This is a genomic window from Planktothrix sp. PLAVEN19ND (assembly GCF_057220675.1).
The window spans coordinates 4,069,026-4,093,207 of record NZ_CM170132.1; the positions used below are offsets into that span (position 1 = coordinate 4,069,026).

A 24,182-nucleotide genomic window follows, 5' to 3' on the forward strand; every position below is an offset into this window, starting at 1 on the left:
CAAGTTCTTTATCAGTCTTTCGGGTTTATTTTAACAGTTCTAGGGCTTGATTAATTCCGGCTCTAACTGATAGGCTGCATTCCATCAAAGCCTGATGTTCAAATTCTGTTAAATCGAGTTCTAAAATCCGTTCTACTCCCCGACAACCTAACCAGGCGGGAACCCCCAGAAAAATATCTTTTAAGCCATATTCCCCCTGTAAATAAGAACAGGTGGGTAATAATCTCGATTGTTGACGTAAAATAGATTCCACCATAATTCTAATCGAAGATGCGGGGGCAAAATAAGCTCCTCCTGTCTTTAATAACTGTACAATTTCCCCTCCACCTTGACGGGTACGTTCGACAATTTTATCAATCGTTTTTTGATCAATTAATTCTGTAATCGGAATCCCATTAACCGTTGTATAACGGGGTAAAGGAACCATTAAATCCCCATGACTTCCTAATACGGTAGCATGAATATTCGCCATGGACATCCCTAATTCCATGCCGATAAAAGCTTGAAATCTCGATGAATCTAAAACCCCCGCCATCCCCATCACCCGATGGGGTTCAATTTGGGTTGCTTGCCAAGCAATATAGGTCATAATATCTAAGGGATTTGTCACAATAATAAATACGGCATCGGGGGAATATTGAATCGATTTTTGAGCCGCATCAACAACAATTTTGGCATTAATACTAATTAAATCATCCCGCTTCATCCCCGGAATTCGAGGCTTTCCAGCAGTTATGACAATAATATCTGAATTAGCAGTATCGGCATAATCATTTGTACCAGTTATTTGTCGATCATGACCTTCCACCGAACCCGCCTGCATTAAATCTAAAGCAATTCCTTGGGGTACTCCTTCTAAAACATCTAATAAAACAACATTAGCAATATTTTGTTCAATAATACGCTGGGCGAGGGTACTTCCCACTTTCCCCGCACCAATAATAGAAACCTTAGTAGAATGACAAGATGGAGGAAAGAATGGAGTCGTTAACATAATAGGTGATGGGTAATGGGGATCACGGATTTAAGAGGATTTCACGGATTTCACGGATTTTAATCTGTGTTAATCTGCCAGGACTTACGCATCATCGCTATCAATAGTAGGGGTAATTCATGAATTACCCCTACATCTAGGGTTACATCCCCAAATTTGCGTAAGTCCTGTCTGCGTCATCCTGTTAAATCCGTGATCGGGAATGAGTAATACTTATAGATTTTTAAGAGACACTTTAAATAATTACAATTTCTGTAGGATTACTATAGTATTTCTTTAACTGATAACTGGTACGGGCGGGTTCTTTTAGATCTTCGTTAGTTACCCTAAATCTCGATGAACCCGCCCCTACAACTGATGACTGATTAAGCTGATTCTAATTGATCCAATCTTAACCAAATATTAGGGGTAGGAACCTGTCCAAATTTCACCAAAGCGTAGTCCCCCCGTAATTCCATAATCTCCCCTTTTGTCTCAAAAATATAAGCAGAAAATCGAGGATCACTCGCTTTTGCTTCTAAGCTGTTTTCTAACTTTTCCCGAACCGCGTGAACAAAATCACCTTTTTTAATGGCCATAACTCGTTAACTTCCAGTGTTGATCAAATCTTCTCCCAATTTTAAGGGTTGATCGGGGTATCCGAGCAACTCCTTCCTTCGTGTCTTTGTGCCTTTATGATTCCCTACATCCCACCAAAATCTTGCTCCTAATGCTGACATTTTGGGCAAAAATGAGCCGACCGCCCGGCAAGTTTCAAACGTTCAATGGGGGTTTCACAGACCCGACAAGGTTCTCCCGTACGGTTATAAACCCAAGCTGTCCCCCCATAGTTGCCATTCACCCCTTGAACATTCAGGAAGTTACGAATAGTTGTGCCACCCACCTCAATACTGGTTTTCAATACCTGAATAATATGGTGATGTAGCCGTTCGAGTTGGGGACGAGTCAAGGCACTACAGGGGGTGGTAGGAGAAATTCCACTTAAAAATAGAGACTCATCCGCGTAGATATTCCCGACTCCAGCCACCAAACTTTGATCCAAAAGAGCCGATTTAATTAGGCGTTGACGTTTTTTAAATTGTTCCTGTAAATATTCAACGGAGAATTCTGAAGCGAAAGGCTCTGGGCCTAAATTGTTTAACCCCGTAATAATACTAGAAACTTCTTGACCGGGCGGCACCCACCAAACTTTCCCAAAGGTGCGTTGATCAACAAATCTCAATTCTCGATTTTCCGCAAAAAATAAACGAATCCTGGTGTGCTTTTGTAGGGGGTCTTGGGGGTGAACCCATAATAGTTGACCCGTCATGCGTAAATGAACCCCTAACCAGCCTCCAGAGGTTCTCTGGGCATCTAATTGAACCAATTCGGCTAGTAAATATTTGCCTCGACGATGCCAAGCCGCGATCGCCACTCCAGTTAAACCCTGCAAAAATTCATCAATGGAAAAGGGGTAGGCGAGAGTGCGCTGAAGCAACACTTCACCCCCCACAATTGTTTGGTTCAAGGTCACTTGATTTAGACCTTGCCTAACGGTTTCAACTTCCGGTAATTCCGGCACAGGCTATTTTTTAGCGGCGGGTGCGGATTTTTTAGCGGCAGCTTTGGGAGCTTCCACTTCCAACAGTTCGCTCACGGCAAAGTTGTTGGTATTGATACCGGAGTAGTTCACTTTATCAAAGCGAACAATCGCAGCATATTTGATGCCACTGGCGTCTACAGAAGCAACTGTACCTACTTCTTGATACCAGTAGGACTCTTTGCGTAGGACACGAACTTTAGAACCACGTTGAACCATTGGTTTTTCTTCCCCTTTTCAATCAAAAAACGGATAAAGACGTTTAATAAACCCAGGGTACTACTGGATTGGCTGTCTAGGTTGATTTAAGTCTTTAAGTTTTATTGCTAACCTAGTTATTGTCCCCTGGAAAGGCACATATGGGGTGCATTCTTTCTATTCCCCATTCTCCATTCCCCACTATACTTTTTGGCCATCACGGAAACTACCTGGAAAGCGTTTGCCTTTGGCATCAATAATCGTTCCTTGGCCATGGGGAACCCCGCCGCGAAATTCACCTTCAAAGCGAGTTCCGTTGGCAAAAGTACAGGTTCCCTTGCCATCGAGTTGTTGATTAAAAAACTGTCCCTGACAGCGAGTGCCATTGGTGCGGGTGAATACTCCTTGACCAAAGGGAGATCCGGCAAAGAATTCTCCCTCATAGCGATCGCCATTGACATAGATAAACTGTCCGCGACCACTGGGTTGACTGCTGACCGTTCCGCCCCCTACTTCCCGCACCAGTTTAAACGTGCCAATATAGCGATCGCCATTAGCAAAAATTACCGTCCCCTGGGTAATATTGCCATCCTTGAATACCCCAACAATCCGGTCATCATTAGCAAAAATGAATACCCCTTGTCCATTCGGTAAACCATTGCGAAATTGTCCTTCATAGCGATCGCGGTTGGCATAAACCATAATCCCTTGACCGTCCGGTTTACCATTAACAAAACTTCCCTTATAGTTATCTCCTCCCTCATAGTTACATTTGACCATTCCCGTCGGTAACTGTCCTTCACAAACCGGAGGGCGTTTTCCTTCAGCTTTTTGTTCTGCAAGAGAAGGTAGAGGATGATTAATACTAATAACCACCGCTAAACTCGATAGAGTTAGCGCCAAAAAACTCCACTTTCGGATTGAATAAACCATGGTTACTCCCAACCTTTTCTTATGAAAAAAACATACAAATTTCTCCAGATTAGATCCATCCTACTCAACCAGAGTGAACTGCCGAAGATCGCAGACTAATATTATTAATCTTGGGATCAGCAGGTGGAATAGCACCTACAGATTTAGCAATCTCAATGCCATTTTGTTCAAAAATAACAACAGGTTCACCACCAGTATCAAACTTGACTCGTTTAACCAGAACTTGGCCATTAGACACACGCTGTCCCACATTCACATAACGACTGGTAGGTTCGGCAGGAGCCCTGAGAATAATTTTAGTTTGATTTCCCACCTGCAATACCCCGGTCACTTCCATCCCCCGAGCTAAGTCTGTAGATGGGGGTGGGGGAACAAAAGGTTGGACGGGGGGAGGGGGTGGATTAGGATCACGCCAGGATGGGGGTGTAGGTGTATTGGGAATGGCAGGTAAATCAGGGACTTGGGCGATCGGTAAACCGGGCAGAGTGGGTACGCTTCTCCCAGGCCCAACCAATTGAGGTTTGGATGTTGTCGCTCTGCCTCCCCCCGCAGTTGCGGGTCTTCCAGGAGTAGCTATCCCAGTACCCCCAGTAGTTGCGGGTCTTCCAGGAGTAGCCACCCGATTATTAGGTACGGGAGTGGCACTCGCAGAGACCCAGCGAATGGGAGCTTCACTTACCGTTAATTTAGGCAGGTCTGGTACAGCCCGAGTAGCCTGTTTCGGTACGGGTGGTGCTTCTCCCACTTCAGGAGCAGGCTGGAAAATAGATGGAGGCAAAACCGCAAACGGATCGATACCCACCGCAGAAGGAGCCGTTGTTGTTAAGGGTGCAGTAGGAATTGCCGTCGAAGGTTTACCCAGGAGACGTAACCGTTCCTCTGGATTGGTCGATTGAATCAAACCCGCACCCGCAGCCACGTTTGACTGTTCTTTGACCACAGGATTTTGAAAGGGAGGTATTTGTCCTGGGGTCGGGGTCTTATTGGGAGTCGGCGAAGCTACGGCCGCTGGAGAAGTTGCAGGAGAACTCGTTGGACTCGGAGTGGTGGCAGTTTCTTCAGGTTTAGAACCGCATCCCCCTAACCCAACTGCAAAAATACCGATGGAGAATAGAAACCAAAATTGACGCATTGCCAGTCTCCAAAACAAAGTTGATATATATACTAATTTAAGGATAGTTCAAAAAACCATAGACAAATATCTCAGTCTAAATCTAAAAAACGGGCTTTACTAGTGTAGGAATCTTCCTGTTCCCTGACATAAATCCCTTGAAGTTCTGCTTTATACTGAAAAATAGTCAATTTTAGTCTAATTGAGAAGGACAAAATAACAATGCCTTTATCTGTTGGGACAGATGCCCCTGCCTTTACCGTCAAAGATACGAATGGGAATACCGTTTCTCTATCTGACTTCCCAGGTAAAACCGTTGTCCTGTATTTCTATCCTAAAGATGATACCCCCGGTTGCACCAAACAAGCCTGTAGTTTCCGCGATAACTATACGGAATATGAAGGCAAAGATATTGTGGTTTTGGGGGTGAGCACAGATGATGAATCTTCCCACCAACAATTCACGAAAAAATATAGTTTACCCTTCCCTTTATTAGCCGATACTGACAAAGCGATTACAATAGCTTATGATGTGGATGGCGGTGGCTATGCTAAACGGGTTACTTACGTTATTAATGGCGAAGGTAAAATTATTCACGTTGATGCAGCCGTTAAAACCGAAACCCACGCCCAAGATATTTTAGCGTTTGTAGGTGGTTAATTGTAGTCAAAATTATCCGTGTTTCTAAGATAGCCGCCCATAGAATTTTCTGGGGCGGCTATCTTACTAATTTTAAACCCTTTATTCAATTAGATCATGGAGTTGTAAACATGGTAACTTATCTCGGCCCAAAAGATATTCTGATTGATCAACCCGTTGTTTTAGTCGGAACTTATGATCCCCAAAAATATCAAACTGTGGCGGTTATTGCAGAAGATAAATATGTTTTGACCGTTGATTTTAATGCGAAAGCCGGAATTTGGTCTGTGAGCTTGGAAAATGGATTTAATACGGCTGGAAAACGATGGTTAAGACTTCAGGGAAAAGATAATCAAAATAATATAATAGCTGATTCTGTGATTGATTTAATTGTCAATCAAGAAGGGATAAATACCCAATCTGCCTATACGCTTATTCCCCAACAAGACACGTTATTAAAAATTCAGCCCATTGATTCTTCTCAATTAAATGATCAACAAAAACAATCCTTTAAACTCGGGGAAAGTTTGGTTGTAGATACCATAGAATTAGTTAATGATCATCTCAAGTTAGAACTGCATAACCCCTTACCAAATTTAGGTAAATTTGTTTATGTTTATCAACCCCATATTGTAGTCACAAAAGGCTCAAAACTCCTCTGGTTTAATCAAAATCAACTCCCGGAGCATAGTCCTGGGAATCAACTCCTCTGGGTGACACAAACCACTCCTTTAAAAATGAAACCCGATGATTTATCTCAGTTAGCATCGGATCAATTTATTAAAATACCTCAAGGCAGTGCTTATCCTATTATTGGATACGCCTGTGTTGCCGATCATTTTCGCGTCACTCTCAATCAACAATTCCCCAGTTTTGGTCAATCTGGATATCTCTATCGCCACCACGTTAAAATCCTAGAAAATACTCAAGAAATTGCCTTTGATAATAACGCAATTACCTGCATGATTATTAATACTACACCCTTAAAAAAACGTCCAATTGATTCGGCTTATCTGGAATCCTCCGAAAAAATTACCCTTCCGGCTGGAATGATTTATGGCATCCAAAGTTATACCTCAGAATCCGGTCATATTAAAGTGACTTTAACCGAAAATTTTCCCGATTTTGGAAATACTGGATATTTGTATCCCGATTTTATTACCTTGAGTCGGGGGAATCTTCCCTTAATAGTAAATAAAACCTTAACCTATCAAGGAGCAACAGAAGTTTTAGTCAATACACCCGTGGTATTAAAAGGCACATTTGATCCTAATACCACTGCAGAAATTACTTTATTTGCAGAAGATCGCTATGCTTTTAATATTAATTTAGACTGGGAAAAAAGCACCTGGGAAACTCAAGTAAATCAAGGATTTAGCGATGCGGGATATCGTTGGTTACGATTAAAAGCCATTGACTCCCAAGGGAATGTTACCGCCAGTCGAGTGATTAATATTACGGTTAGTGAAAATCCTATGACCGTTGGAGAATCCTTAACTTTAGAAATCCTTGAGGATACCTTATTTAAAATTGTTCCCTTTGATTCATCTTCCTTAAATCAACAGCAAAAAGTGGCAATTAAAGCTGGTCAAACCTTCAAAGTTTTAAAATACGGTTTGGTGGACGGTCATCTAAAAATTGTCTTAGAAAATGCGATTCCTCCGGTGGGAAATTTTGGTTATATTTATACAAATAATTTGAGATTGAAGAAAGGATCGGAAGTATTTCGCTTTGATGTTGAGGAAGTTCCCGATACCGATGTTAATGCCCAAATGTTGGTTGTAGAAACCACAAAAATCAAAGCTCAACCTGTCGATTCTTCTAATTTAGAACCTCGACAATTTGAACAATTATTATTAGGACAAACCTTTGCCATTAAGGGTTACGCTTCAATTAAGGGGCATTTTCGAGTCACTTTAGCCCAATCTATTCCTAATTTTGGCACAGTAGGTTATGTCTATTGGCAGCACGTTAAATTGATTCGAGAGGGTCAACAAATTACTTATGATCCTGATGCGATTACTTTAACTGTTTTGGAAAAAACCGTCTTGAAAAAACAGCCAATTGATTCTAGTCAACTCAAAGAAATCGACCGCACAAGTTTACCCCTGGGACGGGTTTATGGCGTAAAAAGTTATAGCCTAGAAAATAACCATATTAAGGTTTCTCTTTTGGAAGAATTGCCTAATTTTGGGAATACGGGTTATATCTTTCCTCAGTATGTCAAATTCAAGCGGGGAGGACGAGTTTTTAACCCCCTACCGCCTCAAGTTGAATTAAATGTACCCTACTTTTCTCAACGAGATAATCCCCGTTTTTATTGGTCTACTTGTAATGTTACGTCTATTGCCATGGTGATGTATTATCATGGCGTGCGGCCGAAATGGGGCGGACAATTAGAAGATGAATTATTACAATGGTGTTTTAATTATGCCGGAAGTGGGTCACAAACCGATCATAATGTATTATCTGCTTTAATTCGGGCCTATGGATTTAAAACTAGTTTTAGCACGACTCGATATTGGTCAGATTTGAAAAATGAATTAATTAATCGTCGTCCGGTTGTAATTGGTGTAGATACGACTCCATCGGGTCATATTATAACAGTTATTGGCTATAATAGTCAGGGATATATTGTTAATGATCCTTGGGGAGATGCCTATACCGGTTATTCTAATACCGAGGGTCGGCGGATTATTTATTCCTCGGGTTATATGGATCAAGTTGCCGGGCCAGATGGTTCGGTTTGGGCACATTTTATTGTACCTTAATGAACTGTAGGGGCGGGTTATATATTAATCTTTGATATCCACAAATAACCTTAATAAACCCGCCCAACCTTAATAAACCCGCCCAACCCCACCCTAAAAATTCAATATAAATCTTCAAATTGAAATTCGATTAAGAAAGAGGGCAGGTTTATAGCATTTTTTTGCGGGTATCAAAGATTAATTCCGAACCTGCCCCTACCTCTAATTGAACTTTAATTAAGAAAGAGGGCAGGTTTAGGGAATTTTTTGCGGGTATCAAAGATTAATTCCGAACCTGCCCCTACCTCTAATTGAACTTTAATTAAGAAAGAGGGCAGGTTTAGGGAATTTTTTGCGGGTATCAAAGATTAATTCCGAACCTGCCCCTACGGTGCTGATTTTTAGGATAAAAACAGTTTATAGGCTGGGTTTTTATTCTCATCCCAATACCGATAACCCAAGGTTTCTAAAAAGGCTTGCCATTCTCCCATTTCTTCGGGAGGAACTTGCATTCCTACCACAATTCTGCCATAATCTGACCCATTATTCCGATAGTGAAATAAACTAATATTCCAGTTAGGACTCATCGAACAAACAAACTTCATTAACGCCCCCGGACGTTCGGGAAATTCAAAGCGATAGAGTAATTCATGATGGGCTAAAGCCGACCGTCCCCCGACCATGTGTCGCAGGTGTAATTTAGTCAGTTCATCATCGGTTAAATCAATGGTTTTAAATCCATTTTCCTCAAAATATTCGATGATTTGTGCCGCATCTTCCCGATTTTTAATCTGCATTCCGACAAAAATATGGGCTTCTTTTTCATCGGCAATACGATAGTTAAATTCGGTTAAATTGCGTTTCCCAATACATTCACAAAACTTCCGCAAACTACCCGGTTCTTCGGGAATAGTTACAGCAAAAATTGCCTCTCGGCGTTCTCCAAATTCAGCCCTTTCTGCTACAAATCGCAGGCGGTCAAAATTCATATTAGCCCCGCAAGCAATAGCAATTAAGGTTTCTCCTTGAATTTTTTCTCTTTCTACATAGGCTTTAGCTCCCGCTATGGCTAAGGCACCCGCCGGCTCTAAAATTGAACGGGTATCCTCAAAAACATCTTTAATTGCTGCACAGGTATCATCCGTATCAACTAATATAATTTCATCCACATATTCTTGACATAAACGGAAGGTTTCTTCCCCCACTTCTCGCACCGCGACCCCATCGGCAAATAATCCCACCTGTGATAATTTAACTCGATGTCCGGCTTTTAAAGATTGTGACATGGCATCCGCATCAACGGGTTCAACACCAATAATTTTAATTTCAGGACGTAATCTTTTAATATAAGCGGCAATTCCAGAGATTAATCCCCCCCCACCAATAGCCACAAAAATTGCATGAATCGGTTGTTGATATTGGCGTAAAATTTCCATCCCAATTGTACCTTGTCCAGCAATCACATAGGGGTCATCAAAAGGGTGAATAAAAGTTAATCCTTTTTCGGTTTCGAGTTGACGAGCATAGGCACAAGCTTCATCAAAAGTATCCCCATATAATACGACTTCACCCCCTCTAGCTTTGACAGCATTTATTTTAACTTGAGGGGTGGTTACAGGCATGACAATAATCGCTTTTGTGCCTAATTTAGATGCACCTAAAGCCACACCTTGGGCATGATTTCCCGCCGATGCAGCGATAACTCCTTTCTTTAATAAATCGGGGGGAAGATAAGCCATTTTGTTATAAGCTCCCCGCAATTTGAAGGAAAAGACAGACTGCATATCTTCTCGTTTCAAGAGTAGTTTATTATTCAGCCGGGCTGATAGGTTGGGAGCGGATTCTAGGGGTGTTTCTTGGGCAACATCATAAACACGGGCGGTGAGAATTTGTACTAGGTAATCGCAAAGCATGGGGTTGAAACCGAAGCAAGAAGTGAGACATAATAATTGTACAGGATCTGGAACCCTATTTTTTATTTTAATAAAAATGGGCGATCGCTTAATTTTAAATTTTGATAAAGAATTCCTGATTTTTTATCGACCTGGAGTAACATTATAGGTATCAAATAGAAGGTTGAAACGCTGATTTATGGATAAATCCATTGTGCAGTTGGTTGATGAACTTCCCACCGATAATATTACGGTGAAAGTGTTGAATGCCATTGATTATTTAATGCCGGGACAGTGGACAAATTTAGTCGGATTTGACAATAGTATCCGAACAATTACTGGAGAAACGGATGCTCAGGTGATCCAAAGAATTCGAGATCGGGCTGTGGTCTTATATCATGATCCTAAATACGGGTATCAATCGGCGGTTCAAATTTACCAAACCATTGATACGGCTGATGTGGCCATCGGAACGGCAGCCTTAGCTAATAAAATAGGAGAAAAAATCAGCTTTCTGTCTATTTTAAGCAATATTACGCCTAAACCTGAAGTGCTTCAAAGCTTTGATTTAGCCTTGAAAATTGCGGCGGAAATTATTGCTTTTTGTAAGTTAAATGGCATTCCCCAACCCAACCCCCAAGAATTTGTTAAAGCCCTGAATAATAACTATCAAGATGCAGCTTTAATGCGGATGGGGGCTTTAGTTTGTTTAGATGGTTTGTTACCTTTAGGCCCCAATTTCTTGAGTAAAATTCATCAAACTATTGCCCAAGCAGATACCACTATTTTAACACAAAATCCGGTATTTGCATCCCTGAGTAATTTTATTCCTGGGGGTACGCCCTCGGATAAATTGGGTTTTATTAACCAAGGGTTTAATGCGGTTCAAGATTGGATTAATAATCTAGTGACTAAAACCGGAATTACACCTGAATCCATTTTCAACGCTTTGGGAAATTCTATTCAAATAGCGGATGATAATTTAGATTTTGTCGCGGCATTTATTGATCAAAGCACGAATTATTATCAACATACGGGGATTCAAACCGTTGCACGGAAAGTAATTTTACAAGCTCAAGACTCTATAAAATCGGAATTATCTACTACAATTCCATCGGTTAATTCTAATCCTTCATCGGGTTCGGTTGCTTCTAGTTCTACTCAATATACTGTTGGTCAAACCGTGGAAGTTTGGGATGGTGAGGAAGAAGATTGGTATGAAGCAATGATTCAGAAAGTGAAAGAAACGGAGTATTTTGTTCATTATATGGGTTATGGTTCATCGGAGGATGAATGGGTGAATGCGGGTGATGTTCGGGTTCGAGATCATAGCACAACCGATAATAATGGATATGCTATTGGTCAAAAGGTAAAGGTGTGGGATGAGGAGCAGGAAGAATGGTATTCTGCCATTATTGAAAAAACCGAAGGAAATCAATATTATGTTAATTATATTGATTATGATGACTCCTATAATGAATGGGTGGATGCGGACGAAATTAGTTAACCCATTGTTGAGAATTTGACCCGATTACAGTTCCCAAATAACCCGCTCGGGCGGGTTTAATTTTATGATTATTTTTGCCTAGATTCATTCAATATTAATATGGAATCTCAAAACAGTTATCCTTGTCGCTGTTGTGGCTATTTAACCTTAATAGAAGAACCTCCCGGGACTTATCTGATCTGTCCGATTTGTTTTTGGGAGGATAATGAAGATATCGATAATTGGAGTGTTTGGACGGGTTCTAATCAAGTGAGTTTACGTCAAGCTCAAAAGAATTTTTTAGAGTTTGGAGCGTGTGAATTAGAATGGTTAAAGGATGTGCGATCGCCTACGGTTGATGAGGCTAGAAACCCGAATTGGGAACCGATAGAGGTTAGGGCAGAAAGAGAGGCTTTATTATTAATTGAAAAAATTAGAACCGCATTTTTAGAGGTACAGCTAGAAGATGGAATTACACTCCATGAAGCTCGCGCCCTTGATGATTATAGAGATACGGAAAAGGCTAGAATTATTGATTGTCATATCCATTGGTTAGATATTCCTGATAGCTGGATTGAAAAATTTTATGAGGCTTTTTCCTTTTTAGATGCCAAGGGATTCAGACATTATATTCCAGCTTATATGATTTGGTGTCTGAAAAATTATGAACATACAACCTCTGCATCTTTTGACTCTACTCTTTATGTTCTGGAGCGTATTTTTAAGACTGAAGATGAGTATTATCGTCCCAAGTTTAATATTTTAAATCAAGTACAATTAGAAGTGATTCAAGAATTTATGAATTTTATGAAAATTTATAGTCCGGGTTAATATGATCCAGCAAGGAACCGAACTTGATTATAATAATTGTTGAGCAAATGCGATCGCTTCTTCAATTGTCGTGATTTTCCCTTCAATTTGTCCTAACTGAATTTCCAATAAAAGTTCTCCAATTTTAGGACTTGGACGTAATTTTAACGCCTCCATTAATTCATTCCCCGTTAACAATAATTGAGGATAGGCGATGGGATCATGGGGGTTGAGATAACGATTAATTAAAGGGGAAAGATGGTCTAAGGAAAACCCAGCCGCCATCGCTCTCACAATTACGGCCGGAAATAAAATTCCTAACCCTTGGAATAAAAAATATTGCTCTCTTAAAGATAAAGCTCTGGTTTTCAAGGGATAAAGTTGTGATAGACCCTTGAGAATTGCTAAAATACTTTTTAACTCTATTTTACTAAACTTTAACTCTAGTAATTCTGCTTCAGCTAGAGCCAGATTATGATTACATAAACAGCTTAATTTTGCTATTCCCAAAATCGATATTTTTAAACTTTCCCGTAATCCTTGGGATAATTCCTGGGAAAATTGGGGGTTAATTTTTCCTAACTGTGTAGCAGCTAAATCCATTTGGGATAGGTGCTGAAACTGTTGATTTCCACTCTTAAACCAAGGAGAAATTAAGCCAACATCCCAGGCTTTTTGTATCCAGTCTGTCGCGTTAGGAGTATTGAATAAATAAACTAATTCCGTGCGAATTCGCTCAACTGCAACCCGACTTAATAAGGGAGCTAATGCTTGAATAGTAGCCTTTGTTTCCGCCTCAATTTCAAATCCTAATTGCGCCGCTTGACGGTATCCCCTTAATAATCTTAAAGGATCATCCTGTAAATTTTCAGGGGAAATCATTTTAATTAAACGCCGTTGTAAATCTTCTTGACCCTTGTTAGGATCAATAAAAGTTTGCGTAAATGGATCAAAAGCGATCGCATTCACCGTAAAATCCCGGCGACGCAAATCCTGTTCTAAACTATTACCTTCCGCTTGAGCAAAGTCAACTGTTATGTTTTTAAATACAACCCGAGCAATTTGCCGTTCCGCATCCAATAACACAAAACCAGCGCCATAATATTGAGCTAGGGTGCGTGCTGTTTTCACCGCATCTTGTAACAGGACAAAATCCAAATCCAAATCCGTTACGGTGCGACCCACTAACCCATCTCGCACAGCACCCCCGACTAAATAGGCGGGTTGCGGTAACTGACTCAGTTCAAACGGCCAACGGGCGGGAGAGAATACATCGGGTAAAGCGTCAGACATGGCAATAAAAATCAGCGAGAGAGTTTGTGCCCGTTTAGAGCTACCTAAGTTAAATTAACATCAAAGGGATGGGCAATTGTTTCCGTCCTGGGCAAATACAGAGGAGAAAATTATGTGTATTTGTGTGAATTGTTATTATGTGGATGACTGTACCACCTACCACGCCGTAGAAACTCAGCATCAAGAACGTCATTTGACTGAAAATCCCAGCTTTGAACCGACCGAACCCACCATTAATGTCAATATTCGTACCCCGAATAACCAAGATATTGAAATAGAATGGGATGTAGTCGGATGTCTAAGTTTTAAAGCAGAAAACGGTAAATGGGCAAAATTACGACCCGGGGAATTAATTCCGACTTAATCAGTCTGAGTTGATCCCCCCTAGCCCCCCTTGAGAAAGGGGGAATTAGAGATCAAAGTTCCCCTTTAATCAGGGTAAATTAGAGATCAAAGTTCCCCTTTAATAAGGGTAAATTAGAGATCAAAGTCCCCCTTATTAAGGGGGATTTAGGGGGATCTAACCTCGGGAAAAAACAGGGGTTTTAAAATCAGGTCAAACTTTCATGTAAAGTAAATGAGTTATTGTTTTAATCCGAATTGTTCTAATCCACAGAATTCTGATGATGGCAAGTTTTGTCAACAGTGTGGTTCTAAATTATTACTGAATTCTGTTTCTGATCAGGGTGAATCTGTCATTTATCGAGGGATACAGTTAATTGGACAGGGGGGATTTGGGCGCACATTTTTAGCGGTTGAGGAGAGTCAAACCGTAACCTCCGATTGTGTGATTAAACAATTTTTTCCTCAAAGTAGAAATATAGAAAAAGCCACGGAATTCTTTCAACAAGAAGCCGAACGATTACAAACCTTGGGACAGCATCCCCAAATTCCCAAGGGTTTAGGTTATTTTCAACAAGAGGGCTATCAATATTTAGTTCAAGAGTTTATAGAAGGTAAAAATTTAGCTCAGGAGTTGCAAGAAAAGGGAGCTTTTGATCAAGAAAAAATTATGGTTATTTTAAAGGATTTATTGCCAGTTTTACAGTTTATTCACGAGCATAAAGTTATTCATAGAGATATTAAACCTGAAAATATTATTCGTCGATTTGATGACCCAAAAACTACCGGAAATTTGGTTTTAGTGGATTTTGGAGCCGCTAAATTAGTCACCGGGGGAATGCTTCCCAAAACTGGAACTGTAATTGGCAGTGCGGCCTATACCGCCCCGGAACAATTAATGGGAAAAGCGGTTTTTGCCAGTGATTTATATAGTTTAGGGGTGACTTGTATTCATTTAATGACTAATGTTCCGCCCTTTGATTTGTTTGATAGCACGGAAGGAAATTGGGTTTGGCGAGATTATTTGAAAACCCCTGTTAGTTATCAATTAGGTTCTATTTTAGATAAAATGTTGCAGGGGGCAACCCGTTACCGCTACCATTCGGCGGCGGCAATATTACAACAGATTAATCCTAAACCGGATTATGTTACCCCTATGCCGGGATTAATAATTAATTCGGAAATTGGGTTTAAACCGTTATCAAAACAGCCTAAATTAATTAGTCCTTCCCCAGCTATTTCTGTTGATAAAATTCCCACGGGAAAACCTATTAATAAAATCACTCAAATTCAAGAGGCAATTCAAAAGCGTTTAGAACCCCATGGAATTGTTCAGGTACAGGTGAATAAAACTCAGATAAATCAGTTGACAATTGTTTTAAATCGAGATGAGAAGAGAGAGATTAAATATAAACATTTAGTGCCTATAATTGGTTATGAATTAACTAATTTTCAACTAAATACGATTGATAAAGTTAAAATTTTGGGACGGGTAAATAATAGCGAGGTTCCTGAATGGCAATCTTCGTTAAAAGTAGACCGAAAAACCCAGTGGAAGAATACAATTATTAGATTTCAAAATAATAACGTTTCATCCCAATTATCCAAAATCAAAACTCCCGCATTCTGGATTGACCAAATCCAAAGGCGAGAGTTTTGGATAGATGGGTTAATGATGGCGATGATTGTCTTTATTTTTGCTGATAAAATTATTATCTTAAAACCGATAATATCGTTATTAATTGCGGGGGGATTTTGGGGGGTTAAATATCTGGTCAATCGTGCCTATCCCTTGAATGTCAATCAACTATTTATCACAATCACTACTTTGTTTTTGGTGTTCGGCTGGTTAGACTTAAGAATTTGGGTGCAGGGATCTTTTGGTATAATATTAGCAGGTTTATTTATGTCCATGCCTATTTTCTTTTCTCGTCATTCCTCTTAACCTACCCTTAAACAACGTGCCATCAATTCCCTTTCAACCCAGTTACGGTTTGGCTATCCATACCAGTAGTCCAGATTTGGGATTAGCAATCAGTAATTTTCAGGATGTTAAACGCTGTCAATCCTGGGCGTTAGGACGGGATTTATCCACCCACTTACACCAGTATTTATCAGACTTTATTCAGCCTCAAACTTGGTCGGATTTAGCCTGGATTGCGGTGGCTAAAGGGCCAGGAAGTTTTACCGGAACTCGGATTGGGGTAGTTACTGCCCGTACCCTAGCCCAACAGTTGAAGATCCCTGTTTTTGCAATTTCTAGTTTAGCTGCGATCGCCGAAAAAGAACAATTTTACTTGATACAAAACCCAGATAAAAATTCAGTTATTGCCTTAGAAATGCGAGCGCAAAGAGGTCAACTTTTTGTAGCAATTTATGGTAAAAATAGAGAAGCCAATTTAGGTGTAGTTCCCCTATTAACCGATAGGGTCATGTCCCCTCAACAGTGGGAACAAACTTTAGCCTCTTGGGACAATCCCTATCATCGGGTGCAGATAGAATCAGGGTTAGGAGAAACCGCCATCCAATTACTAGAACTAGGGTATTTATATGGGAAATCAGGAAAACAATCCCACTGGTCAGAAGCTATACCCTATTATGGACAACATCCCGTAAAACTCTAATAAAATTTTCAGGAAAAATGTAATGTTTAGCACGATTTATGCTCCTGAGTATTGGACAGATTTATTCCGTAACTTAGCAATCAATAACCTCCTAATTCAAGCTCCGCCCGCTCCAGAAGTGGCAACCCAAATAAATATCTTACAGGCATTTTTTTTGGGATTAATTCAAGGAATAACGGAATTTTTACCCATTAGTAGTACCGCCCATTTAAAAGTCATTCCAGTCCTGTTAGGATGGGGAGATCCAGGCAGTGCTTTTACCGCCATTATTCAGTTAGGAAGTATTGCGGCGGTGGTTTGGTTTTTTTGGCGGGATTTAACTCAAGTGGTCACGGGTTTCTGGCAAGCAATTCAAAAAAAAGATTATGATTCCTTAGACTTCCGTTTGGCATTAGGAGTGATTTTAGGGACAATTCCAATTGTATTTTTTGGGTTTCTAGTTAAAGTCCTAATTCCCGATTATGATAACTCTCCCTTACGGAGTATGGGAGTAATTGGTACCGCTTCTATTGTGATGGCATTTTTATTAGGATTAGCAGAAAAAATAGGCAGCAGAAAACGTGATTTTGAACACCTAATACCGCGAGATGGAATATTAATGGGATTGGCACAAACCTTAGCCTTAATTCCAGGAGTATCTCGTTCAGGTTCTACCATTACCGCCGGATTATTCTTGGGTTTAGAACGAGCTACCGCCGCTCGATTTTCGTTTTTATTAGGAATTCCAGCTATTACCTTAGCCGGAATTGTAGAATTAAAAGCGGTGTTCGTTGATGGAATTGGGAATATACAAATATTTCCTCTGTTGGTGGGTTTAATTTCTGCCACGATTTTTTCCTATTTATCCATTGCTTGGTTAATTCAGTATTTACAAAGAAAAAGTACCTGGATTTTTGTTTGGTATCGTCTCGCCTTTGGAGTTGCTATTCTAACGGCGGTATTAGGAGGTGCATTAAAAAATATTTAGTTTAAAATTATAATCCCGTAGAGACGTGCCACGGCGCGTCTCCGTATTCGTAATTCGTAATTCCCTATGATTAATCCCGCTAAAATTACCACCGTATTACCCGATTCCATCGGCGCAGAAATTGGCTTTGAACCCGGAGATGCCATTATTTCTATTAATGGACAACAACCCCGTGATTTAATTGATTATCAATTTTTGTGTGCCGATGAATTTTTAGAATTAGAAGTATTAGATACCCAAGGAAAAACCCATAAAATTGAAATCGAAAAAGACTATGATCAGAATTTAGGATTAGAATTTCAATCCGCTTTATTTGATGGATTAATTCAATGTAATAATCGCTGCCCCTTTTGTTTTATTGATCAACAACCCCCCGGAAAACGGGAAACTCTCTATCTGAAAGATGACGATTATCGCCTAAGTTTTCTCTATGGTTCCTATTTAACCTTAACCAATTTATCGCCAAAAGAATGGGATAGAATTTCTCAAATGCGCCTTTCTCCCCTGTATGTTTCCGTTCACGCCACCGAACCAGAAATCAGGATTCAGTTATTAAAAAATCCCAGAGCTGGACAAATTTTAGATCAACTCAAATGGTTCAAAAAAAATCGCTTACAAATTCATGCTCAAGTCGTTGTTTGCCCCGGAATTAATGATGGAAAACACCTAGAACAAACCATTTTAGATTTAGCCCAATTTCATCGCGGCAGAATCCCGACTGTTGCCTCCATTGCCGTTGTTCCAGTGGGGTTAACTCGCTTTCGTCCCAATCAAGATGAATTAATTCCTGTTACCCCCGAAAAAGCCCAAGAAATTATTACCCAAGTTCAAACTTTACAACAAAAATTTCAACAGGAATTAGGGTCAACCTGTGTGTGGATTGCCGATGAACTCTTTTTAATTGCCGGGGCCGAATTACCCCCCGAATCCCACTATCAAGACTATCCTCAAATTGGTAATGGCGTGGGTTCCATTCGCAAATTTATCAAAGAATTTGAACAAGCGGTAAAAGACTATCCGATGCAATCTTGTTCTACCCCCCGTCAGTTCACTTGGGTGGTGGGAAATGCGGTGGAAAAAGCCTTTCAACCTCTGGTAAACTCCTTAAATGAAATTTCAGGACTAACCGTCAATCTAGTTGCCTTAGCTAGTCAATATTGGGGTCAAGAAATTACCGTAACCGGTCTATTAACCGGACAGGATTTGCGACAAAAATTAACCGGAAAAATATTAGGAAATGGCATTTTATTACCCTCAGTCATGCTTAAACAGGGAGAAGCAATCTTTCTCGATGATATGACCGTGGCAGAACTCGCTGAACAACTGCAAATTCCGATTTTTCCCGTCAGTAATGTTCAGGAATTGCTCTCAATCGCCCTGGGGGATTAATAGTTATAGCAAGAGGCAATAGGGAATAGGCAATCTCGCTATAGGTAAATACTTACTGTGAGCAGCTTTTAGCTTTCAAGAATGTCCTAATAGATGTGGCGACTGCTATATCAAGAAAAGTGAAAGGTTTGATTTATTTTCCAGGTTTATAATAGAGAAAAATCAATATCCCGTACATTTTTCCCCAAAGACAATGGTATTTTCCCAAGCGGTTGCACTTTCTTCTCCCACCGACTGCATTGATCGTCATTTTTTGAGGGTATCTCCCGATACTCCTGTCCTGGATGTAATTGAACAAATGACTCAAGACTCCAGGGATACTCAGCACCAACCCGATCCAAGCTGTGTGTTGGTTTTGGAGCATCAGCAATTAGTGGGGTTATTAACCGAACGGGATTTTGTCAAATTGGCGACCCAAGGGCGAAATTTGCAGGGGACGATGGTGGGGGAGGTGATGACACGGGGGGTGATTACGGTTCGGGAACAGGACATCAAAGAACCCCTGGAGATGATTTCAATTCTGCGTCAACATCGAATTCGACATTTACCGATTCTGGATGAACAAGGACAACCCGTGGGAATTGTTACCCCAGAAAGTATTCGGGAAATTTTGGAACCCGCAGACATTCTCAAGTGTCGAACCATTCGAGAAGTGATGGTTAAAACCGTAATTAGTAGCTCCTTAAAAACTAGTGTATTACAGTTAGCCAAACTGATGACTAAACATCGAGTCAGTTGTGTGGTGATTGGTAAAAAAATAACCGATCAAAAAATTCGACCCTTGGGAATTGTGACGGAACGGGATATCCTGAAACTGCAATCTTCACAACAGGATTTGAACCAGTTACAGGCCGAACAGGTGATGAGTCATCCCTTATGTTTGATTGATGCTAATGCTTCGCTTTGGGAAGCACATCAAGCTATGAAACAAAGAAAAATTCGGCGGTTAGTGATTGTTAATGAACGGGGATATTTAGCGGGTTTAGTCACTCAAACCACGATTTTACAAGCCATTGACTTGAATGAAATTCAGGGAGTTATTTATATTTTAAAGCAACAAATAGAAAAACTTCAAAGCGAAAAAAATAACCTATTAACAACTTTAAATTCTGATTTAAAACAAAAAGTTAATACCAATATTAATAAACTCAAAGAACAAAATCAAAGATATCAACTCTTAGCAGATACGGTGTTAAGAATTCGTTCCTCATTAAGTTTAGATGAGATTTTGAAGGCCACCGTCACCGAAGTTCGTCAATTGTTAGACTGCGATCGGGTGATGATTGAGAGTTCACAGAATCCTGGAAAAATTATTGTCGAATCCCTTGCACCCCCTGAATTATTAACCTCAAATCCCCTGGGAATCACTTTTTTTGAGTCCTGTGATCCTATGTCCTCTGATTTGGTGATTCCGATTACGGTAGAAAATCAATTCTGGGGATGTTTAATTGCTCAGAATGGGGATAAAATTCGACAATGGCAACCGGAAGAACGAGAATTTTTAGACACCTTATCCGTTCATGTTGCCTTGGGAATTCAACAAGCGACTCTCCTGGATCAAGTTCAAAAAGCCAATCGAGAACTCGAAGCTCAAGTTCAGGAAAGAACGGCTGATTTAGAACAAACCAATCAACAATTAAGACAGGAATTAGATCGAATTAAACAAGCCAAAGCCTCGTTAAAACAACAGGAAGCAATTCTCAGAAGTTTTTATAATTCTTCCCTGATGATGATGGGAGTAGTTGAACTTTTAGAAACGGATATTTTACACATATCTGATAATGCAGCAACAGCTAAATTTATCGGCAAAAATATAGAAGATATTCAATATAAATTAGCCAGCGAATTGGGAATAAATTTTCAAGATGTCCAAGTTTGGATTAACTATTATCGAGAAAGTCAACGGTTAGGAAAACCCATCCAGTTTGAGTATGAATATACTCGGGATGATCAGACCCAGCAATGGTTATTTGCCACAGTCTCCTATATTGGTTTATCCGAATATAATCGTCCTCGGTTTTCTTATATTGTTGAGGATATTAGCGATCGCAAACGTTATGAAGAATCCCTACGACGATATGAACGGGTTGTTGCCAACAGTGGAGATGCCCTTTGTTTATTGGATAGTAACTATATTCATCAACTGGTAAATCCCGCTTACTTGTACTTGGCGAATCGATCCTTAGAGGAGATAATTAATCATCCTGTTTCTGATCTTTTAGGGATTGAAGGGTTTAATAAAAAAAGCAAACCCTATTTAGATCAATGTTTGACTGGAGAAGTCGTTATACAGGAGTCTTGGGTCGATCTCCCCAAAGGAAAACGATATTTGAGGCGGATTTATACCCCCTATTTAGATGAACAGAATATCATCTGTGGCATTGTGGCAAGTATCCAAGATTTAACCTCTTTGAAAGAAACTGAAAACGCCCTGAAAAACAATGAAGAATTGTTTGCTTTAACCGTACAGCACGCCCCCGATGTCTTTGTGATTTATGATGCAGAACGGCGATTTGAATATGTCAATTCACGCACTGTAGAACGAACAAGATTCCCTAAAGAAAAATTTATTGGTTATCGAGATGAAGACGTTTATCCCCCAGAAGTTTATTCTCAATACCTGCCTTTATTAACTCAAACGATAACTACAAAAACCTTGCAGATTGGGGAATTTACCTTGCAACTTCCTGGGCTAGAACCCTATATGATTGTTGTTAAATATGTACCCGTTTTAGATGATCAGGGAGAGATTAAACAAATTTTAGGGATGACTTTTGACATTAGCGATCGCAAACAGATCGAAGAAACCCTACGTCAACGGGAAGCCCAATTAAAAGCCCTAGCTGATAATATTCCTGGAACAATTTATACCCATATTAAATGTCCCGATGGTTCCAGTTATATAGAATATATGAGTGATGGTTGCTTAGAGGTATTTGGCTGGAATGCCGAGCAAATTATCAAGAATCATAAAATTGTAGAACCGGGGTTTTACCCGGAAGATATTAAACAAGAACGAGAACAAAAAATCAGGAATGCAGAGACATTAACTTCTATATTTTGTGAACTGCGCTATCAAATGCCAAATGGGGAATTAAAATGGCTTGCAGAAGCTTCTCGCCCCGAACGTCGAGACAACGGAGATATCGCTTGGCAAGGGATTATGTTAGATGTGAGCGATCGCAAAAGAACCGAATTAGAATTAAGAGAAACTAGCGATCGCCTGAATTTCCTACTTAATTATTCTCCCGTTGTTATTTTAAGTTGTCAAGCCGAAGGCAATTATCCGATCAATTTTATTAGTAAAAATGTTCAGGATATTGTCGGCTATGAACCTGAAATATTTTTAGAAGATTCTAGCTTTTGGATTCAACACATTCACCCCGATGATCGGGAACAGGTTTTAACCAACTTAGTCACTCAATTTACGGAAGATTCTTATATTCATGAATATCGCTGGTTGAAAGCCGATGGTCACTATGGCTGGTTTCTCACCCATTTAAGAAAAGTCAGAGATGCAGCCGGAAATGTGACCGAAATGTTAGGGTATTTAATTGATATTAGCGATCGCAAAACCTTAGAACAGGAATTAGCCAGATTACTCGAACAAGAAACCCGTCGCAGCCAAGAACTCACCGAGAGAAATATAGCACTAGAACAAGCTAAAAGGGAAGCAGAAATTGCTAACCAAGCCAAAAGTGAATTTCTAGCGAATATGAGCCATGAAATTAGAACACCGATGAATGCGATTTTAGGGTTTACGGATTTATTACAATCAGTTGTCACTGATCCTAAAGCTCGGCCCTATTTAGACGCGATTATTACGGGCGGTCGTACCCTACTGGCTTTAATTAATGATATTCTGGATTTATCTAAAATTGAAGCGGGCAAACTTGAATTAAATTATACTCCCGTTAACCTGCGAGTTATGATTCAAGAAATTCAACAGATTTTTCACGCGAAAGCTTCAGAAAAAAGGTTGATTTTGCAAACTCAGATTGATTCCCAACTTCCCCAAACCCTCTATCTTGATGAAACTCGATTACGTCAAATCCTGTTTAATGTCATTGGTAATTCCCTTAAATTTACCAATACCGGAGCAGTTACAATTTCTGCCCGAACTCAATCTTACTTGACCTTCAACGGTGAAAAATTTTGGTTAGAACTGAGTATTGAGGATACAGGAATTGGCATTGCAGAGGATCAACAAAGTCGGATTTTTGAAGCCTTTATTCAAAGTTCAGGACAAAGTAATCGTAAGTATGGAGGCACGGGTTTAGGATTAGCAATTACTCAGCGCTTAACTCAGATGATGGGGGGAACCGTATTGCTCCAAAGTCAGCTTGGGAAGGGGAGTATTTTTACTTTTGTATTTCCCGAAGTATCCCCGGCTCAAAATCCTCTGATTACCCAATCTAATTGGAGTGAAGATCCCAATCTGAATCAGTTTAAACCCAGTAAAATTTTAGTGGTGGATGACATAGAATCGAACCGAAAATTGATTGAGGGATATTTTGCTGAAAGTCACCATCAATTATGGTTTGCGGAGAATGGAAAACAAGCGATTTATCAAGCAAAACTTCATCAACCTGATTTAATTTTATTGGATTTACGAATGCCGGAAATGGATGGAAAAGTTGTAGCTCAATATCTCAAACAGGAAGAAAAAACCCAACACATTCCCATTATTATTATTACCGCTTCCTGTCAAACTGAAGAATTGAAAGAACTTCAAGATTTTTCTCAAGGATGTCTCCTAAAACCCGTGAGTTTAAAACAATTAGTCAGGGAAATAAATAAATATTTACCCCTAAACTCTGAAACTGGTATGGTTATGGCAAATGATCAAAAGACGGATGATATATTAGTTGATCTGTCTTGGGTCATCGGATCAGCCGCAGCAAAAGAATTCCTTTTAAAACTTAAACAGGAGGAGGAACAGGTTTGGAATACATTAAGAAAAACCTTAAAAACTCGAGATTTACGGCAATTTGTTCAACGCTTACAAACCTGGGGGAAACAATATCAATATCAGCCTTTAATTGAATATGCCGAAGTCCTGGAAATGCAGTTAGACGCATTTGATTGGAATAATATTCCTGAAACCGTAAATGCTTTTCCTCGAATTAGAGAAAATCTTAAAAATCATATTAATTAGGGGGTTAAATCAATAAA

18 protein-coding genes are annotated in these 24,182 nt (G+C 39.9%); 10 read left to right on the plus strand and 8 right to left on the minus strand.

Annotated elements, in window-relative coordinates; translation table 11 throughout:
- Window positions 1-25 precede the first annotated feature (25 nt).
- The 6 genes from mdh to AC2D3N_RS17460 all read right to left on the minus strand — a co-directional run bounded on the left by mdh (window position 26) and on the right by AC2D3N_RS17460 (window position 4,836).
- Window positions 26-994 (minus strand): malate dehydrogenase, encoded by a 969-nt coding sequence (gene mdh, locus AC2D3N_RS17435; protein WP_484691625.1) that lies wholly within the window; start codon window positions 992-994, stop codon window positions 26-28.
- Between the two features lie 365 nt (window positions 995-1,359).
- A complete protein-coding gene (gene ndhO, locus AC2D3N_RS17440) occupies window positions 1,360-1,572 on the minus strand; it encodes an NAD(P)H-quinone oxidoreductase subunit O (RefSeq protein WP_079678067.1) in 213 nt (70 codons plus the stop codon).
- A gap of 128 nt (window positions 1,573-1,700) precedes the next feature.
- Entirely contained in the window at window positions 1,701-2,555 is an 855-nt protein-coding gene (locus AC2D3N_RS17445; RefSeq protein ID WP_484691626.1) for a DNA-formamidopyrimidine glycosylase, read from the minus strand.
- A 3-nt stretch (window positions 2,556-2,558) separates the two neighbouring features.
- On the minus strand, window positions 2,559-2,792 hold the full coding sequence (locus tag AC2D3N_RS17450; protein ID WP_079678065.1) for a photosystem I reaction center subunit IV: 234 nt from the start codon (window positions 2,790-2,792) through the stop codon (window positions 2,559-2,561).
- 180 nt (window positions 2,793-2,972) lie between these two features.
- Entirely contained in the window at window positions 2,973-3,704 is a 732-nt protein-coding gene (locus AC2D3N_RS17455) for an MORN repeat-containing protein (RefSeq protein ID WP_484691627.1), read from the minus strand.
- 64 nt (window positions 3,705-3,768) lie between these two features.
- Complete coding sequence (locus AC2D3N_RS17460; RefSeq protein ID WP_079678063.1) at window positions 3,769-4,836, minus strand: hypothetical protein; 1,068 nt, start codon at window positions 4,834-4,836, stop codon at window positions 3,769-3,771.
- 201 nt (window positions 4,837-5,037) lie between these two features.
- Between AC2D3N_RS17460 and AC2D3N_RS17465 the strand changes: the two genes are divergently transcribed.
- Complete coding sequence (locus tag AC2D3N_RS17465; RefSeq protein WP_484691628.1) at window positions 5,038-5,475, plus strand: peroxiredoxin; 438 nt, start codon at window positions 5,038-5,040, stop codon at window positions 5,473-5,475.
- Window positions 5,476-5,585: 110 nt separating this feature from the next.
- Window positions 5,586-8,225, plus strand: a complete 2,640-nt coding sequence (locus AC2D3N_RS17470) for a C39 family peptidase (protein WP_484691629.1) — start codon at window positions 5,586-5,588, stop codon at window positions 8,223-8,225.
- A gap of 380 nt (window positions 8,226-8,605) precedes the next feature.
- Here AC2D3N_RS17470 and ilvA read toward each other — a convergent pair whose 3' ends face one another.
- A complete protein-coding gene (gene ilvA / locus AC2D3N_RS17475) occupies window positions 8,606-10,117 on the minus strand; it encodes a threonine ammonia-lyase, biosynthetic (protein ID WP_079678060.1) in 1,512 nt (503 codons plus the stop codon).
- A 178-nt stretch (window positions 10,118-10,295) separates the two neighbouring features.
- On the opposite strand from ilvA, the gene AC2D3N_RS17480 reads away from it, so the two are divergent.
- Both AC2D3N_RS17480 and AC2D3N_RS17485 read left to right on the plus strand, forming a co-directional pair.
- Window positions 10,296-11,603, plus strand: a complete 1,308-nt coding sequence (locus AC2D3N_RS17480; protein WP_484691630.1) for an agenet domain-containing protein — start codon at window positions 10,296-10,298, stop codon at window positions 11,601-11,603.
- Window positions 11,604-11,702: 99 nt separating this feature from the next.
- Complete coding sequence (locus AC2D3N_RS17485; RefSeq protein WP_484691631.1) at window positions 11,703-12,413, plus strand: DUF6714 family protein; 711 nt, start codon at window positions 11,703-11,705, stop codon at window positions 12,411-12,413.
- 27 nt (window positions 12,414-12,440) lie between these two features.
- Here the strand turns inward: AC2D3N_RS17485 and AC2D3N_RS17490 are convergent, their stop codons facing one another.
- Window positions 12,441-13,685 (minus strand): tRNA nucleotidyltransferase/poly(A) polymerase-related protein, encoded by a 1,245-nt coding sequence (locus AC2D3N_RS17490; protein WP_484691632.1) that lies wholly within the window; start codon window positions 13,683-13,685, stop codon window positions 12,441-12,443.
- 112 nt (window positions 13,686-13,797) lie between these two features.
- Here AC2D3N_RS17490 and AC2D3N_RS17495 point away from each other — a divergent pair, with 112 nt between their 5' ends.
- The 6 genes from AC2D3N_RS17495 (at window position 13,798) to AC2D3N_RS17520 (ending at window position 24,165) form a co-directional block, all read left to right on the plus strand.
- Window positions 13,798-14,049: a Ycf34 family protein gene (locus AC2D3N_RS17495; protein WP_079678056.1), complete on the plus strand. Its 252-nt coding sequence runs from the start codon at window positions 13,798-13,800 to the stop codon at window positions 14,047-14,049.
- A gap of 213 nt (window positions 14,050-14,262) precedes the next feature.
- Window positions 14,263-15,972, plus strand: a complete 1,710-nt coding sequence (locus AC2D3N_RS17500; protein WP_484691633.1) for a protein kinase domain-containing protein — start codon at window positions 14,263-14,265, stop codon at window positions 15,970-15,972.
- A 16-nt stretch (window positions 15,973-15,988) separates the two neighbouring features.
- On the plus strand, window positions 15,989-16,651 hold the full coding sequence (tsaB, locus tag AC2D3N_RS17505) for a tRNA (adenosine(37)-N6)-threonylcarbamoyltransferase complex dimerization subunit type 1 TsaB (protein WP_234996640.1): 663 nt from the start codon (window positions 15,989-15,991) through the stop codon (window positions 16,649-16,651).
- Between the two features lie 22 nt (window positions 16,652-16,673).
- Window positions 16,674-17,618: an undecaprenyl-diphosphate phosphatase gene (locus tag AC2D3N_RS17510; protein ID WP_484691634.1), complete on the plus strand. Its 945-nt coding sequence runs from the start codon at window positions 16,674-16,676 to the stop codon at window positions 17,616-17,618.
- A 66-nt stretch (window positions 17,619-17,684) separates the two neighbouring features.
- Complete coding sequence (locus AC2D3N_RS17515) at window positions 17,685-19,007, plus strand: TIGR03279 family radical SAM protein (protein WP_484691635.1); 1,323 nt, start codon at window positions 17,685-17,687, stop codon at window positions 19,005-19,007.
- Between the two features lie 193 nt (window positions 19,008-19,200).
- A complete protein-coding gene (locus AC2D3N_RS17520; protein WP_484691636.1) occupies window positions 19,201-24,165 on the plus strand; it encodes a PAS domain S-box protein in 4,965 nt (1,654 codons plus the stop codon).
- Window positions 24,166-24,182 lie beyond the last annotated feature (17 nt).